This window comes from Rhodoferax sp. WC2427 (assembly GCF_040822085.1).
GTDB lineage: Bacteria > Pseudomonadota > Gammaproteobacteria > Burkholderiales > Burkholderiaceae_C > Rhodoferax_B.
On record NZ_CP162006.1, the window covers coordinates 1,861,840 to 1,877,704 of the forward strand.

General features: G+C 66.8%; 13 protein-coding genes. 4 read left to right on the forward strand and 9 right to left on the reverse strand.

Translation table 11 applies throughout. From position 1 onward, the window contains the following. Positions 1-11 precede the first annotated feature (11 nt). The 5 genes from AB3G31_RS08810 to AB3G31_RS08830 form a co-directional block, all read right to left on the reverse strand. Positions 12-1,112 (reverse strand): LLM class flavin-dependent oxidoreductase, encoded by a 1,101-nt coding sequence (locus AB3G31_RS08810; protein WP_367849810.1) that lies wholly within the window; start codon positions 1,110-1,112, stop codon positions 12-14. 102 nt (positions 1,113-1,214) lie between these two features. Further along, a complete protein-coding gene (locus AB3G31_RS08815) occupies positions 1,215-2,348 on the reverse strand; it encodes a cytochrome c (protein WP_367849811.1) in 1,134 nt (377 codons plus the stop codon). A 6-nt stretch (positions 2,349-2,354) separates the two neighbouring features. Continuing rightward, positions 2,355-3,140, reverse strand: a complete 786-nt coding sequence (locus tag AB3G31_RS08820) for an ABC transporter ATP-binding protein (RefSeq protein WP_367849812.1) — start codon at positions 3,138-3,140, stop codon at positions 2,355-2,357. Further along, the gene (locus AB3G31_RS08825; protein WP_367849813.1) at positions 3,134-4,165 is read right to left on the reverse strand and encodes an ABC transporter permease; all 1,032 of its coding nucleotides are present in this window, start codon (positions 4,163-4,165) and stop codon (positions 3,134-3,136) included. The genes AB3G31_RS08820 and AB3G31_RS08825 overlap by 7 nt, the downstream gene beginning before the upstream one ends. Positions 4,166-4,169: 4 nt before the next feature. After that, positions 4,170-5,195 carry an ABC transporter substrate-binding protein gene (locus AB3G31_RS08830; protein ID WP_367849814.1) on the reverse strand — a complete coding sequence of 342 codons (1,026 nt, stop codon included), beginning with the start codon at positions 5,193-5,195 and terminating at the stop codon, positions 4,170-4,172. 161 nt (positions 5,196-5,356) lie between these two features. Between AB3G31_RS08830 and AB3G31_RS08835 the strand changes: the two genes are divergently transcribed. Continuing rightward, a complete protein-coding gene (locus AB3G31_RS08835) occupies positions 5,357-6,967 on the forward strand; it encodes a rhodanese homology domain-containing protein (protein WP_367849815.1) in 1,611 nt (536 codons plus the stop codon). A gap of 103 nt (positions 6,968-7,070) precedes the next feature. Here the strand turns inward: AB3G31_RS08835 and AB3G31_RS08840 are convergent, their stop codons facing one another. Both AB3G31_RS08840 and AB3G31_RS08845 read right to left on the reverse strand, forming a co-directional pair. After that, positions 7,071-7,481 carry an SRPBCC domain-containing protein gene (locus tag AB3G31_RS08840; protein WP_367849816.1) on the reverse strand — a complete coding sequence of 137 codons (411 nt, stop codon included), beginning with the start codon at positions 7,479-7,481 and terminating at the stop codon, positions 7,071-7,073. Between the two features lie 68 nt (positions 7,482-7,549). Beyond that, positions 7,550-7,945: a hypothetical protein gene (locus tag AB3G31_RS08845; protein ID WP_367849817.1), complete on the reverse strand. Its 396-nt coding sequence runs from the start codon at positions 7,943-7,945 to the stop codon at positions 7,550-7,552. A gap of 392 nt (positions 7,946-8,337) precedes the next feature. Here AB3G31_RS08845 and arsA point away from each other — a divergent pair, with 392 nt between their 5' ends. Next, positions 8,338-10,335, forward strand: coding sequence for an arsenical pump-driving ATPase (gene arsA / locus AB3G31_RS08850; RefSeq protein WP_367849818.1), 1,998 nt, complete (start codon positions 8,338-8,340; stop codon positions 10,333-10,335). 91 nt (positions 10,336-10,426) lie between these two features. Here the strand turns inward: arsA and AB3G31_RS08855 are convergent, their stop codons facing one another. Further along, the gene (locus AB3G31_RS08855) at positions 10,427-11,785 is read right to left on the reverse strand and encodes an LLM class flavin-dependent oxidoreductase (RefSeq protein WP_367849819.1); all 1,359 of its coding nucleotides are present in this window, start codon (positions 11,783-11,785) and stop codon (positions 10,427-10,429) included. A 199-nt stretch (positions 11,786-11,984) separates the two neighbouring features. On the opposite strand from AB3G31_RS08855, the gene AB3G31_RS08860 reads away from it, so the two are divergent. Continuing rightward, the gene (locus AB3G31_RS08860) at positions 11,985-13,541 is read left to right on the forward strand and encodes a CHAD domain-containing protein (protein ID WP_367849820.1); all 1,557 of its coding nucleotides are present in this window, start codon (positions 11,985-11,987) and stop codon (positions 13,539-13,541) included. On the opposite strand, the gene AB3G31_RS08865 is transcribed toward AB3G31_RS08860, so the two are convergent. Further along, on the reverse strand, positions 13,525-14,469 hold the full coding sequence (locus AB3G31_RS08865) for a CysB family HTH-type transcriptional regulator (protein ID WP_367849821.1): 945 nt from the start codon (positions 14,467-14,469) through the stop codon (positions 13,525-13,527). The genes AB3G31_RS08860 and AB3G31_RS08865 overlap by 17 nt on opposite strands. A gap of 203 nt (positions 14,470-14,672) precedes the next feature. Between AB3G31_RS08865 and AB3G31_RS08870 the strand changes: the two genes are divergently transcribed. Continuing rightward, positions 14,673-15,629 carry a rhodanese-like domain-containing protein gene (locus AB3G31_RS08870; RefSeq protein ID WP_367849822.1) on the forward strand — a complete coding sequence of 319 codons (957 nt, stop codon included), beginning with the start codon at positions 14,673-14,675 and terminating at the stop codon, positions 15,627-15,629. Positions 15,630-15,865 lie beyond the last annotated feature (236 nt).

A 15,865-nucleotide genomic window follows, 5' to 3' on the forward strand; every position in this document is an offset into this window, starting at 1 on the left:
GGCAACCCCACTCAGGCGGCTTTGAGCGCTAAATGTTCTGCTTCCCGCTCGCGCTCGGCCACCTTCTGGCGCACCAGGGGCAGCAGGTCACGGCCATAGGTGATGGTGTCCACCAGCGGGTCGAAGCCGCGGATCAGAAAGGTGGTGATGCCCAGGTCGTAGTACTTCAGCAGCGCGTCGGCCACCTGCTCGGGCGTGCCCACCAGCGAGGTGGAGTTGGAGCGGCCACCGTTCTCGCGCGCCAGCGCGGTCCACAGGTGCGCGTCCACCCTGTCCCCCTGGGCCGCATCGGCCAGCAGGCGGCGCGCGCCTTCGCTTTGCTGCGGGCCACCACGCGAGAAGCCCTGGCTGACCTTGAGGCGGCGGGTGTCTTCCAGAATCTGCTCGGCCTTGGCCCAGGCTTCGGCTTCAGTGGCCCCCAGGATGGGGCGGAACGAGATGCTGAACTCCACCGTGCGGCCGTGCTGGGCGGCGGCGGCGCGTACCTGGCGCACCAGGTCGCTGGCCTGCGCCAGCGACTCGCCCCACAGGGCGTACACGTCGGCATACTTGCCCGCCACCTGCAGCGCGGGGGCGGAGGCACCGCCGAAGTAGATGGGCACGTAGGGCGACTGCACCGGCTTGACTTCCGACCATGCGCCCTTGGCCTGGTAGTAGGTGCCTGCGTGGTCAAACGGCTGCTCGGATGTCCACACCCGGCGCAGCAGACCGATGTATTCGTCGCTGCGGGCGTAGCGCTCGTCGTGGCCCAGGAAGTCGCCGTCGCGCTGCTGGTCTTCGTCGGACCCGCCGGTGATGTAGTGCACTGCAACGCGGCCATTGGTGTAGTTGTCCAGTGTGGCCAGTTGCCGGGCCGACAGCGTGGGCGATACAAAGCCTGGGCGGTGCGCCAGCAGAAAGTGGATCCTTTGCGTGACCGAAGCGGCGTAGGCCACCGTCAGCAAGGTGTCGGGGCTGGTGGCGCTGGCGGGCACCAGGATGCGGTCAAAACCCGCATGCTCGTGCGCCTGGGCAAACACCCGCACATAGGCGGGGTCTACCGCCGGGCCGGTGTGGGGAATGGTTTCGGAAACCTCGTGCGGCTGGATCATGCCGATGAACTGGACACCCATGTGAATTCCTTGTGGTGGATTGATGGGTGAACGATAAAAGCGATGCTTTGCCGCGACAACGAAGAAAACCGTGTGTCCTCATGCGGTTTCTGATTTCAATGGCTAATGCGGAAACCCGCCGCGCAGCAGCCGCACCGGTTCGTCGTCCATGCGGCGGATCAGGCCGTCCAGGCCATCCCCTTTGGGGGCTGCGCTGGCCACGGTGGTGGTGCGGCACACCAGGTCGTCCACCGACCACGCCGCCTTGCCCGGCTGGCCCCGGGCGCGCAGCCAGCCGCCCCGGTCTACCAGCAGCTGGTTGCCCGCCAACTGCGCAGCCGGCACGCCGACGACCAGCGCCAGCGCGGTGCGCAGGGCGGGGACGTCGGCCTGGCATTCGGCATCGGGCGCGGCAGCACCCAGATGCACCGTCACCAGCCGGGGATCGTCTTGCAGATTGCTGTCTTCGGCGGCAATGCGCAGCCGCTGGCCGGTGAGCTCGCGCAGCGTGCGGTGTGCCCCCTGGCGACACAGCACGCGGGCGTCGGGCATGCGCACCGGGTAGGTCCAGGCACCAGACTCCTGCAGCGTTTGGCCCGAGGCGTTGGCCTGCAGGTAGTCCAGCACCTGCCACACCTGGGTGTCGCTGAGCTGCTGGCCAAAGCCGGGCATGGTGGTGCTGCCATCGCGCGCCTGCATGCCGTGGCGGATGCGCCAAAAGAGTTCGCCGTCCAGCCGCTTCCACAGCAGCGAGCCGTTGAGTGTGGGCGGCCACATGGGCAGCTGGGCGGCATCCACGCCTTCGCCTTTGCCGTCCGCGCCGTGGCAGCGCAGGCACTGCTGCTGGTACACGGCCTGGCCGCGCACGATGCTGTCGGCGGTGAAACCGCTGGGCGATGTGTGCAGGCTGGTGGGTACGGCGGGGGCCAGCAGCAAGCGGCTGTCGGGCCAGGGGGCCAGCAACAGCACGGCCACAGCACCGGTCCACAGCCCGTAGCGTGCGCGCCGCCAAAACAGAGAGACCGCCACAGTAAGCAGGGCCAGCAGCAGGCAGGCCAGCGAGGTGGCGACCTGGCGCGCATGGCCTGCGTCCAGCGCCAGCATTTCCCCGGCGATGCGCTGCGCAAACGGCCAGGCAGGTTGGCCGTGGAGGTCGGGGGCCAGCCCCAGGGCATGCAGCAGCGCCCGCAGGCCAAGCTGGGCTTCTTGCAGCCAGGCCAGCAGCCCGTTCAGCCCCTCGGGCGATAGAGATGTCAACCGCGTCTACCAGCTGGCGGCCAGGCCCAGCAGCGACAAGGCCTGGTGCCGCAGCGCTGCCAGCCGCGGGTCGCCCCGGTGGCGCGGGTAGGGCAGGTCGTTGACGAGTACCTGCTGGATGCGCGCGGGCCGGTCGGAGAGCACCACCACGCGTTGCGCCATGAACAAGGCCTCTTCTACATCGTGCGTCACCAGCAGCACCGAGAACCCGTTGCGCTGCCACAGCTCGACCAGCTCGGTCTGCATGGCCAGGCGGGTCAGTGCATCCAGCTTGCCCAGCGGCTCGTCCAGCACCAGCAGGCTGGGGTCGTTGACCAGGGCGCGGGCCAGGGCCACGCGCTGCGCCATGCCGCCCGACAACTGGTGCGGCAGGGCCTTGGCAAAACTTTGCAGGCCCACCAGCGCCAGCGCTTCGTCCACGCGGTGGCCGTGGGTTTTGAGCAGGCCGCGTGCCTGCAGGCCCAGCGCCACGTTGTCCCACACGCTGCGCCAGGGGAACAGCGTCGGGTCCTGGAACACCACGATGCGCGACGGGTCGGGCTGGGTGATGGCCCGGCCGTCGTGTTGCAGGCTGCCCGCGGTGGCGGGTTCCAGCCCGGCCACCAGGCGCAGCAGGTTGGATTTGCCGCAGCCGCTGGGGCCCAGCAGGGCGACAAATTCGCCGGGCTGGATGTCCAGGTCCAGGTCGGCGATCACCTGCAGAGGACCTCCGGGCAGGTCGAACCAGTGGCTGACGTTGCGCACCGCAATGTGCGCGCCAGTGGAGGTGGAAGTTTGCACGGGGGCTACCATTTCACAATTCCTTTTTGCCAGGACAGCACCCGGTCGCGCAGCAGAAACAGCAGGCTGATCAGCCCGGAAAACAGCAGCGCCATCACCAGCAGCGCGGCGTACATGTTCGGGTAGGCGGCCCAGCCCTGCGCCCAGGTGAGATACCAGCCCAAGCCCGCTTTGACACCCAGCATCTCGGCCACCACCAGCGTGGCAAACGCATGGCCCAGGCCCATGAACAGGCCCACAAACACCTGGGGCAGTGCGGCAGGAATAGCCACCCGCAGCACCAGAAACCAGGGCGATGCGCCCAGGGTGCGGGCCACGTCATAGAAGTTCTTGTTGACACTGGCCACGCCGGACGCGGTGAGGATGGCCACCGGAAACGCCGTGCCCAGGGCAATCAAAAAGATGGCCGTGGACCAGCTGGACGGAAAGAAGTAGAACGAAATCGGCAGCAAGGCCGTGGTGGGCAGCGGCCCCAGCACGCGCAGCACCGGGTGCACCCAGTAGTTGGCCCGGCGCGACCAGCCGATCAGCACCCCGACCAGAAAGCCCGCAGTGGCACCGATGCCGATACCCAGCGCCAGCAGCTGCAGCGAATGCGCCGCGCTCTCCAGCAGGCGCGGCCAGTCGGTGATGTAGACCTCGGCCAGGCTTTGCGGCGGTGCAAAAAAAGGCGGCGGCAGCGTGCCCAGCTTGGCGGTAGAGACTTCCCACACGCCCAGCCCCAGCGCGAGGGCCATCAGCCATGGCCCCAGCACGCGCACTTTGGCGGGCGTGGACGGCGCAAGCCCCAGCGCCAGCAGGGCCACGGCCACCACCCCGGCGAACCAGGCAAATTCGGTGGTGTAGGCCCACTCGTTAAAGCCCTGCGGCTTGTTGGGCCACAGCGCTGTGAGCAGGCCCAGCGCGCCCCAGGCCAGGGCGGCGGCCAGGCCGGTCCACCAGGGCGTGTAGATGGCAGCGGCGCGGATCTGGGGTCGGCTGCGCTGCCGCGGCAAGGCGGGGGCAGGCAGGTGAAAGGCGTTTTCAGCGGTGCTCATGGTGTCAGGTCAAAACGTCGGCGTATACGTACTCGGCAAACTTCGCGGGGTCGGTGCCGGGCTTGAGCACGCCCACCAGCTTGAAGTCGCGGGCGTAGAACTCGATCTCTTTTTTCAGGTCGTTGCCGCTGGGGTGGTTGCGGTGGGTCAGCGTGCCCAGCACGGCGCGCAGGTCTTCCACCGGTACCTTGGAATAGGGGCTGTAGATGCGGGCGGTCTCGTTGGGGTAGTTGGCGATGAAGTCCGACGCCTCGGTGATGGCGCGGGCCAGCGCGGCGGCGGTGGGCTTGTCGTTGCGCACCAGCTTGCCGCTCACGCCCACCACGCAGCAGGTCTTGTTGGCGTACTCGCCCGACAGGTTGGTGGCCAGCTCGACCAGGCCCTTGGTGCGGCGCTCGACCAGGAACAGGTTCGGGTCGCCATCGGCAATCGCCTGGGCTTCGCCTTTTTCTACCGCCAGGCCCAGCATGTCGGCGGGAAACTGCCGCCAGCTCACGTCTTTTTCCGGGTCCAGCCCGGCCTTGACCAGCAGCACCGAGAAGAAGTTTTTGCCCGGGCTGTTCAGGTCCGACACGGCAATGGTCTTGCCCTTGAGCTTGGCCAGACTGGTCACGCCTGCCGGGGCGTAGCCCACCAGCCGGGTGCAGCCGCCATGCGAGCTGCTGACCAGTTTCACGTCAAAGCCTGACTCCAGCGGCTTGATCCAGCGGTGCACCATGCCCACACCGGCATCGGCCTTGCTGGTGGCAATGCTCTCCAGCAACTGGTCGGTAGACCCTGCGAAGTTGACCAGCTCCACGTTCAAGCCGTGCTTCTCAAAAATGCCGCGCTCCAGCGCTACCGGCACCGCCGACAGGCACACCGCGCCCGCGTTCCATGCCAGTTTGATGTCGCGCAGCTTGCCCGCCGCACGCACATTGCGCCCCGCGATGGCCGCTGCGCCTGCCACACCGGCCAGGCCCGCGGCGCGCAGCCATTGGCGGCGGGACCAGGGGGGAATCAAACCCGGGTGATCGGGAAATGTGTGCATGCCGTACCTCTTTGAAAATCTTGGATGGAAGGCGATTGCACCGGATTTGGGTTGTTTTGGGAAAGAAGGAAAACAGGAATCCATATGCAAAGAATCCGCACGCAAGCGCCCCCGTTTGGGGTGCAATGGCAAACTTCCCGCGTTTCTTCCAATGGATACCCATGACCACCCCCATCCCTGAAAAAACCTACCTGGACGTGCGCCAGGCTCTGCTCGCCAAGCAGGAGATTGCCTTGATCGACGTGCGCGAAGAAGACCCCTTCGCCCAGGCCCACCCGCTGTTTGCCAGCAACATCGCCGCCGGGCGCATCGAGCTGGATGCCTGGAGCCGCATTCCGCGTCGCGACACGCCCATCGTGCTGCTGGACAACGGCGAAGGCCTGGCCGCCCCGGCGGCCCGCACGCTGCACAAACTGGGCTACACCGATGTGGCGCTGCTGGCCGGTGGCCTGCAAGGCTGGGTGGAGGCGGGCGGCGAAATCTTCAAAGACGTGAACGTGCCCAGCAAGGCCTTTGGCGAGCTGGTGGAGTCGCAGCGCCACACGCCGTCGCTGTCCGCCGAAGAAGTCAAGGCCCTGATCGACCAAAACGCCGACGTGGTGGTGCTGGATGCCCGCCGCTTCGACGAATACCAGACCATGAGCATCCCCAGCGGCATCAGCGTGCCCGGCGCCGAGCTGGTGCTGCGCGCGCAGGCCCTGGCACCCGACCCCAACACCCGCATCATCGTCAACTGCGCGGGCCGCACCCGCAGCATCATCGGCACCCAATCGCTGGTGAATGCGGGCATTCCCAACCCCGTATCGGCCCTGCGCAACGGCACCATCGGCTGGACGCTGGCCGGCCAGGTGCTCGACCGGGGTGCCGCCCGCCAGGGCCGCACCACCACAGAACACACCAGCCCCGATGCCGCCCGCCAGGCCCGCGCCGTGGCCGACCGCGCCGGTGTGCAGCGCGCGCACGCAAGCGACCTGCAGCGTTTTTCCGCCGACACCCCGCGCACCACCTACCTGCTGGACGTGCGCACCGCCGAAGAATTCGCCAGCGGCCACTTGCCCGGCTTCCGCAACGCCCCCGGCGGCCAACTGGTGCAGGAAACCGACGTGACCGCCCCCGTGCGCGGTGCCCGTATCGTGTTGGCCGATACCGACGGTGTGCGGGCGAACATGACCGCCTCCTGGCTGGCGCAAATGGCCTGGGAGGTATGGGTGTTGGAGTGGGTGCTGGACGGCACCCGGCCCGCCGACTGGAGCGCCACCGGCCCCACTGCAGACACGCTGCCCGCGCCAGAAGGCCCCATCGCCGCCACCGACCCGGCCCAGCTCTGGGCCTGGCTGCAGGCCGGCCCCGACGGCCACACCGCCGTGCTGGACCTGACCACCAGCGTGAACTTCGTGAAGCGCCACATCCCCGGTGCCTGGTACGTGTCCCGCACCGGCCTGGCTGCGGCGTTGGCGAATATTCCACCCGCCCACCGCTACGTGCTTACCTGCGGCAGCAGCCTGCTGGCCCGCTATGCCGTCGCCGATGTGGCCCGCCTAACCGGCGCAGAAGTGTGGGTTCTAGACGGCGGCACCGCCGCCTGGATCGCCGCAGGCCTGCCCCTGGAAGAAGGCGAAACCCGCCTGGCCTCCCCGCGCACCGACCGCTACCGCCGCCCCTACGAAGGCACCGACAGCCTGCGGGCGGCCATGCAGGGGTATCTGGACTGGGAGTACGGGCTGGTGGAGCAACTGGGGCGGGATGGGACGCATGGGTTCAGGGTGATTTGAACGGTGCCGTCTTTAGATTGCTATTGAATGAGTAGCTGCTTACGCTTGCCGGATAAGCGCGAGCGGCACTTTTCCCATCAAACCCTATTTCTGGCAGAAAACCTCAACCCTTGCCCGCCACCACATACCGCGCAAAGTTGTCCAATATCGCCTGCCAGCCCGTGCGCTGTTGCTCTTCGGGGTAGGTGTCTTCGGCGTCGAAGGTCACCGTCACGGTAACCCCGGCGGGGCCTTCGGCAAACTCCACCCGTCCGGTGCGTTCGCCAAAGCGGTACTCCAGCAGGTGGGGGGCCTCGACTTTGGTGTATTCACCCGCAAAGTCGAAGCCAAACGAGCCGTCCTTGGCTTCCATGCGCGACGAGAACTGGCCGCCCACCCGCAGATCGACCGTGGAGGCCGTGGTGTGCCAATCGGGCGAGGCGGTGTTCCAGACCTTGATGGCCTCGGGGGCGTTGTACGCGGCCCAGACGGTGGCGATGGGCGCGGCGACAACGGTGGATACGGTGATTTGCATAGGCGCTCCTGTGGGGTTTGGACGCGGGTTGCCAGAAGGCCGCCGACGGTGCCCACCCAAGGTGCACCTTAGCCCTTCACGGTGCTGGCGGGAACCCACCGCTGGATGGCCTGGACGGAATCGAAGGGGCCACTGTTAAAGCAAATTTTGGCATGGGGCGCGCAGGTATGCACCGTGTTGAGCAATTTTTCAAACAGGTGCAGGTAATCTGGAATGGTGCGCACGCCCGCGCCAATCAGCACGCAGTGGCGGGGCTTGGCTGCCAGGAGTTGTGTGAGGATCTGGTCGGCCGTGTCGGCACTCTCGATCAGGCCCAGCTCGGCGTCGTAGCCCAAGGCTTGCAGCCGGACTCTGTCGGCTTTGAATCCGGCCCACAGCTTGTCGGGCGTGAGCCCCGGCCACTTGCTGTAGTCCACCGCGTTGGGGTGCCAGCCCACCAGCAGTACGGCGCTCTTCTCGACCATGATTCTCCTTGGGGTGCGGCTGCGAAAAAACTCGCCCGAGGATTGTGCGCGGCACCCGCCATCGGATGTGCTGAGTTTGAAACCGAGTGTTTCCCGGCGTATCGGCGCCTGTGCCATGGATGGTGTTGCTACTGAATAAGTAGCTGCTTGTGCTGATTGGATAGGCGCCAGAAGCACTTTTTACGTATGACTACGCATGGTTACCAGAACTTTCTGCGTTTTTGCGTTGAGGCGGTGGTGCGGCGCAGGTCCCCGTGGTGGCGGCCCCGCCAAATGGTTGGCCCGGGGTTGATCCAGCGCATGGTGGCGCGCAGGCAGTTCGGGCACGCTTGAGGGCTTGGGCGCTGGTCCGCAGGCGCCCGCTTGCATTCAACTACCGACAAGGAGGCCCTATGGACATCAAAGTTTTTGGCCCGGCTTGCAGCCAGGGCCGCAGCACCATCGCGATGGTGAGGCAGGTGGCTCAGGAAATGGGTGTGCCCGTCGAGATCGCCACGGTGGAGGACCCCCGTGCAATCTTGCGCGCAGGGGTCACGGCCACACCGGCAGTCGCCGTGGGGGGCAGGGTGCTGCACAGTGGGGGGCTGCCCTCGTATGAAGAGGTGCGGGGCTGGCTTGCGCCCACGGCCCGGCCCATGGCGTTCCTGGGCCAGGCCACGCACTACCTGTTCTTTACCGGCAAGGGCGGTGTCGGCAAGACCTCGCTGTCTACCGCAGCTGCGCTGACCCTGGCCGACGCGGGCCGGCGGGTGCTGCTGGTCAGCACCGACACCGCGTCCAACCTGGACGAGATGCTGGGCGTGGCCTTGCGCAATGTGCCCACGGCTGTGCCCGGTGCGCCGGGCCTGTCGGTGCTGAACATCGACCCCGGCACGGCGGCCGCAGCGTACCGGCAGCGGGTGCTGGCCCAGATGGGCACGGGGGCCAGCCCCGCCGAGCTGGCGACGGTTCGCGAGCAGTTGTCGGGTGCCTGCACCACCGAAATTGCCTCGTTCGACGAGTTCGCCTCGCTGCTCTCGGAGCGCGATGCGCGGTTTGACCACGTCGTGTTCGACACCGCCCCCACCGGCCACACCCTGCGGCTGCTGAGCCTGCCCAAGGCCTGGAGCGGGTTTTTGGAGGGCAACGACCGGGGCGCCTCGTGCCTGGGCCCGCATTCGGGTTTGAAAATGCAGGAAGAGCGGTTCAAGGCAGCGCTGGCGGCCCTGAGCGACCCGGCCCAGACCACCGTGGTGCTGGTCACCCGCCCAGACCTGGGGGCCATGGCCGAGGCCGCCCGCAGCGCCGAAGAGCTCAGGGGGCTGGGCCTGCACAACCAGCGCCTGGCGATCAACGGCGTGTTCCATGCCAGCGACCCCAGCGATGCCGTGGCGGCCGCCATCGAGGCAATGGGGCAACAGGCCCTGGCCGAGATGCCCGCATCCTTGCGCGCCTTGCCCCACGACACGGTGCCGCTGCGGGCCTTTGACACCGTGGGCCTGCCCGCTTTGCGGGCCCTGCTGTCGCCCCACCAGGCGGCGGTGGCCGCTGCGCCGCCGGTCGCGGTGGAGCCGATCCCTGCGGGCCAGGACCTGGCGGCGCTGGCCGACGCGCTGGCGGCGGCGGGCCACGGCCTGGTCATGGTGATGGGCAAGGGCGGCGTGGGCAAAACCACCATCGCCGCGGCGCTGGCCCTGGGCCTGGTGCAGCGCGGCAAGACGGTGCACCTGAGCACCACCGATCCCGCCGCCCACCTGGCGGGCACACTGGCAGGCGCATTGCGGGGCCTGCATGTAAGCCGCATCGACCCCAAGGTGGAGACGCAGCGCTATACCGACAAGATCATGGCCGCCAAGTCGCCCGACCTGAGCGCGCAGGAGCAGGCGCTGCTGCTGGAAGACCTGCGCTCGCCCTGTACCGAAGAGGTCGCCGTGTTCCACGCCTTTTCGCGCATCGTTGGCGAAGCGCGCAGCGCCTTTGTGGTGCTGGACACCGCCCCCACCGGGCATTCATTGCTGCTGATGGATGCCACCGGCGCATACCACCGGCAGATGGTGCGGGAGTTTGAAGGCAAGAATGCGGGCCACGTGGTCACCCCGCTGATGCGGCTGCAAGACGCTTCCTACACCAAGATCATTCTGGTGACCCTGCCCGAAGTAACCCCGGTGTCGCAGGCCGCCGCCTTGCAAGACGACCTGCGCAGGGCCCACATCGAACCCTATGCCTGGGTGCTGAACAAAAGCGTTCTGGCTGCGGGCACCCACGACCCCCTGCTGGCGGCACGGCTGGCAGGCGAGCGCCAGCAGATGGCACGCATGGCGGCAGGGCTGGCCCCGCGCAGCTTCGTGGTGCCCTGGCTGACCCAGCCACCGGTGGGTATCCCGGAGCTGGCGAAGATGGTGTGCCATTGAGGGTGCATCCAGCTGATCGCCCCGCGCCCCGTTTACTATCCAATCAGGAGCTGCCCACGCTTGTTCCATCGGCGCAGGCGGCTCTTTTTTCTTAAAGACTGCAGGCGCCTACTTCCTCTTCACCAACCTCGGCTTCTTCCACCGCCACATAGCGGTTCACCGGCACCGGCAGGTCCAGGTTGTCGCGCAGCGTGCCCTGGCCGTATTGGGTGCGGTAGATGCCGCGCGCCTGCAGCAGTGGCACCACCAGGGCCACAAAGTCTTTCAGCGAGGTGTTGGGCAGGGCTTCGAAGAAGTTGAAACCGTCGGCACCCCCCAAATCGAACCAGCGCTGGATTTCGTCGGCCACCTGCTCGGCGGTGCCGACGAAGCTGCGCTTGGGGCGGGCGTGCCACAGGGCGACTTCGCGCAGCGTCCAGCCTTTGTCTTTGGCGACCTGCTTGATGCGGTCGCTGGCGCTTTGCTGGCTGTTGCGGCCCAGGTCGCCCAGGTCGGGGAAGGGGGCGTCCAGCGGGTAGGCCGAGAAGTCGTGGTCGTTGAAGGGCCGGGCCAGCGCGGCGATGGCATTCTCGATGGGCACCAGGGCGGCAGATTCCTCGTACTTGCGCTCGGCTTCTTCGGCGGTGCGGCCCACGATGGGGCGGATGCCGGGCAGCAGGTGCACCTGGTCGGGGTTGCGGCCCGCCGCGGCCACGCGGGCCTTCACATCGCGGTAGTAGGCCTGGGCTTCTTCCAGCGTGTCGGCGTGGAAGAAGATGGCATCGGCTTCGGTGGCGGCAAACTGTTTGCCGTCTTCGGAGGCACCGGCCTGGAAGACCACCGGCTGGCCCTGGCGGGAGCGGCTGATATTCAGCGGCCCTTCTACGGCAAAGAAGTCGCCCTTGTGGTCCAGCCGGTGCAGCTTGGCCGGGTCGAAGAACACGCCGGTTTCCTTGTCGCGCACCAGCGCGTCGTCTTCCCACGAATCCCACAGGCCTTGCACCACGCCCAGGTGCTCCTTGGCGAGTGCGTAGCGCACATCGTGGTCGTAGTGGGTGGGCTTGCTGTAGTTGCGGGCGCTGCCGTCCAGCCACGAGGTGACCACGTTCCAGCCCGCGCGGCCATTGCTGATGTGGTCCAGCGAGGCAAACTGCCGCGCCACGGTGAAGGGCTCGCTGTAGCTGGCGGTGACGGTGGCCACCAGGCCGATGTGCGAGGTCACCGCCGCCAGCGCCGACAGAATCGTCAGCGGCTCAAAGCGGTTCAGGTAGTGCGGGCTGGAGCGCGGCGTGATGTGCACGCTGTCGGCCACAAACAAGAAGTCGAACCGGCCCTGCTCGGCCAGTTGCGCCTGCTCCTTGTAGAAGCCGAAGTTGACGCTGGCATCCGTGACCGCAGCCGGGTGGCGCCAATCGCCCCAGCCTGCGCCCACGCCGTGCAGCACGAATCCAAATTTGAGTTGTCTGGCCATGGTGGCGCTTTCCGGGAAGTTGAAGAACGTCTGCACCTTAGCGGCGTGGGTGGGGCCGGGCAACGAAGGGATTCAGATATGGATATGCGGCAGCCCTGGGCCTGGCAAAACACCCCGTTTCGGCTAAAGTTAGCAAGGGCATGTTCGGCACAGCGTGTGGCGCGAACGGCGGGCTGGGCGTTTGCATTGGGGGAAAGCGATGAAATCAGCGGCTCTGGGCCAAAGCCCGCAGGAAATCGAGCTCAAGTTGGCGTTGCCCACGTCCGATCCGTCCAGCCTGGCCAGGCTACTGGCCCGTGTGCCCATCCTGGCGCGCCGCAAGCCGACCCGTCAGACATTGCACAACGTCTATTACGACACGCCGGAGCAAATCTTGCACCAGCAGCGCGTGGCGTTGCGGATACGGCGGGTTGGCAGCGAGGCCGCGCCGCGCTGGCTACAGACCCTGAAGACCGGAGACCGTGGCCACTCGGCGTTGAGCCAGCGCGGCGAATGGGAAGTCCGGGTGCCCAGCCCCACGTTGGCACGGGAGGCCCTCAAATCCACGCCGTGGGCCAAGATTGACCCTGACGACACCGTGTTTCCCTCTTTGGCGCCCGCATTTTTGACGACTTTCGAGCGAACCCTTTGGGTGGTGCGGCGTCGCGACGCAAGCGTGGTCGAAGTGGCCTTGGACATCGGACACATCACGGCCGGTGAAAAAGATGTGTCCATCTGCGAGCTGGAGCTGGAGCTGCTGGCCGGCCCATCGACGGCGCTGTTCGACATCGCCCACCAGATTGCCTGCACCATCGCAGTCTTGCCGTTAAACAAGAGCAAATCGGAGCGGGGCTACGCGCTGGCACAGAACTGCCTGGACGCCCCGCTGCACGCCCACCCGCCCACGCTCACCAAAAACCAGTCCGTTCCCGAGGCGGCGGCGTGCGTCTTGGGCGAAATGTTCTGCCAGTTCACCACCAATCTGATGGCGGTACGTAGCTCGGACGATCCGGAAACCGTGCACCAGACCCGGATTGGTTGGCGGCGTTTTCGAAGCGCTGTGCGGCTGTTCAAACCCGCCGTGGCGATGGACGCCGTACCCGCTTGGCAGCCCCTGCACATGCTGCTGGGCTTGCTGGGCGAATTGCGGGATCTGGATGTGGCTTGCACCGAGACTTTGCCGGCACTCGCGCAGGCCTATTCGGCGGGAGATGCCCAGCGTGCCGACGCCTGGCAGGCGATGGCACACACCCTCCAACACGCTGCCGACCTGCAACGCAAATCTGTCCGCTACGCATTGTTGGAGCCCGCAGTGGGCGCTACTTTGTTGGCCACCACACAATGGCTGGACGGCTTGGCGGCCCTGCCTGGGCCTGGCGGCGTGCCGGGTGAACCCACGGGGTCCCTGCGGCGTTGGAGCAGGCTGCGCATGGCCCGCATGCACCGGCAACTGAAGCGCGCCCGCCAGGACAGCGGCAGCCCCGACAGCCAGCACCGGGTACGCATCCTCGCCAAGCGCATGCGCTATGGCGTCGAGGCGCTGGTCCACTGTTTGCCCCAGCGGCGTGCCAAACACTGGTACCGGCAGGCCACGGGGTTGCAGTTGCGCCTAGGGGCTGCACGGGATGTGGTGCAAGCCGGGTTGCTGGCCGCAAAATATGAGGTGGACCGCGGACTGGTCGGCTTTCTGCAGGGGGTCGCCGTGGGGCGGGCCATGCCCAGCGCAGGCCAAGCCTTGGCCCGCAAAAAAGAAGTCCGCCTCAAATCACATAGTTAATCACCTCGGCTTTCCCCGCCAGCGCCTGCTCCACCGCCACCCGGTCCAGCGTGGGCGCAAACGACGCGATGAACGCGTACACGTAGCCGCGCAAATAGGCCCCGCGCCGCACCGCCAGCTTGGTCATGTTGATGCCGAACAGGTGGCCCGCGTCGACGGCGCGCAGGGCCAGGTCGCGCTCGGCCTCGAAGGCGATGGAGGCCACGATACCCACGCCCATGCCCAGCTCCACATAGGTCTTGATCACGTCCGCATCCATGGCGGCGATGGCGATGTGCGGCACCAGTTGCTGCTGGGCAAAGGCCTGGTCGATGCGGGTGCGGCCGGTGAAGCCGTTGTCGTAGGTGATCAGCGGGTAGCGGGCCAGCTGCTCCAGCGTCAGCGGGCCGTCCAGCAGCGCGTGGCCGGGCGGCACGATGACCGAGTGCGTCCAGGGGTAGCAGGGCAGGGCGACCAGCTCGTCGTACTGGGTGAGCGCCTCGGTGGCAATGCCCACGTCGGCCTCGCCCGACAGCAGCATTTCGGCCACGTGCGCGGGCGAGCCCTGGTGCAGGTGCAGGGTGACGTTGGGGAACTGGCTGCGAAACTCCTGTACCGCCATGGGCAGGGCGTAGCGGGCCTGGGAGTGGGTGGCGGCGATGGACAACAGACCGCTTTGGCGCGAGACGAACTCTTCCCCGGCCTTGCGCAGGTTGCTGCTGTCGAGCAGCATGCGTTCGATGATGGGCAGCACGTGGCCGCCGGGGTCGGTCAGGCCGGTGAGGCGTTTGCCTGCGCGCACAAACAGCTCGATGCCCAGCTCTTCCTCCAGCTCGCGGATCTGGCGGCTCACGCCGGGCTGGGAGGTGTGCAGCACGTTGGCCACCTCGGTCAGGTTAAAGCCGCGCCGCACGGTCTCGCGGACGGAGCGCAATTGCTGGAAATTCATATAAGGGCGCCATATTTAATAACTGAATTTGATTATTTGCCAGATTGTGGTTTACACAAACTAACAAATCGTAGATTCGATATGGCTTAACTGTCTGAGGGGCGGGGCGGCTGGGCGCTGCATATCGTTAGGCGTTTTGCGTCGTTGCCATTGGCGGGATGCAGGCTTACGCTGTGAACCCATAGCCACACCGGATGCCCACCATGCCCCACCACCCCGCCACGTACGGCCCAGACATTGCCAGCCAGCGCGCCCACGCCATCAGCGCCTTTCTAGACACCGTGCGCCGTCTGCTGCCCGACCCGCAGCAGGCCCAGCCCGCGCAGTTGGCCGCGGTGGCGCAGGCGCTGGAACAACTGGGTCTGCGCCAGGATTTATTTGTGCCCGCGCACTTCCCGGTGTCGGCTGCCGACCCGGCCCACATCTACCGCCTGGCCGAAGATCCCGATGGCCGCTACGCGCTGTACATCTCGGCCGCACTGCCGGGCAAGGGCCAGCCGCCACACGACCACACCACCTGGGCCATCATTGCCGGGGTGCAGGGCAACGAGCGCAACCTGGTCTATGGCCGCCAGCCCACCGACGACCCGGCGCGCGACCGCCTGGAGCCGCTGCGCAGCATCGACGTGGTGCCCGGCACCTCGGTCACGCTGACGCCCGACGAGGTGCACACTATTCTTTTGCTGGACGGCGCGCCCGGCCTGCACCTGCACCTGTACGGCCTGGCACTGGACCGCCTGGTGGACCGGGTGGTGTTTGCCGGGACCGACGGCGGTACCTACAGCACCTTTGCGCCGCCCGCTTTGATCCGCCACGCGCGCATCGCGCCGCAGGCTTTGCAAGCTGCGCTGGAGGATGGCAACGACATCGCCGTGCTGGATGTGCGCGACAAGGCCGAGTGCACCGTGGCCCACATTCCCTACACCGTGTCGGCCCCGCTGGAGCGGCTGGCGCAGTGGATCGAGCGCCTGGTGCCCAACCGGGGCACGCGCACCGTGCTGGTCGATGCCGACGAGACCCGCGCCCACCTGGCGGCCCTCACGCTGGTGCGCCTGGGCTGGTTGAACGTGTCGGTGCTGACCGGTGGCACCGATGGCTGGTTGGCGGCAGGCTTTGCGCTGGTGGGCGGCGGCCAGCAGGTGGAGGCGGCGACCCATTAATGCTATGTAAAAAGGAGCTTGTCACGCTGATGGAATAAGCGCTTGAGGCACTTTTGGTTTAAATTTTTGTAGAGGGGAAGTCACAGAGGGCAACTGTGGGAACTTGGGCTGGTGGCTTGCTTGCAAGCCACCAGCCATTTTTTTGCCCGTCCGCAGCAAAATCCGCATAAGCACATCTGATTCGCGTCGTTGGCAGCACCGTTGCAGACCGCTACCGTAGCGGTTTCGTCTTTCGC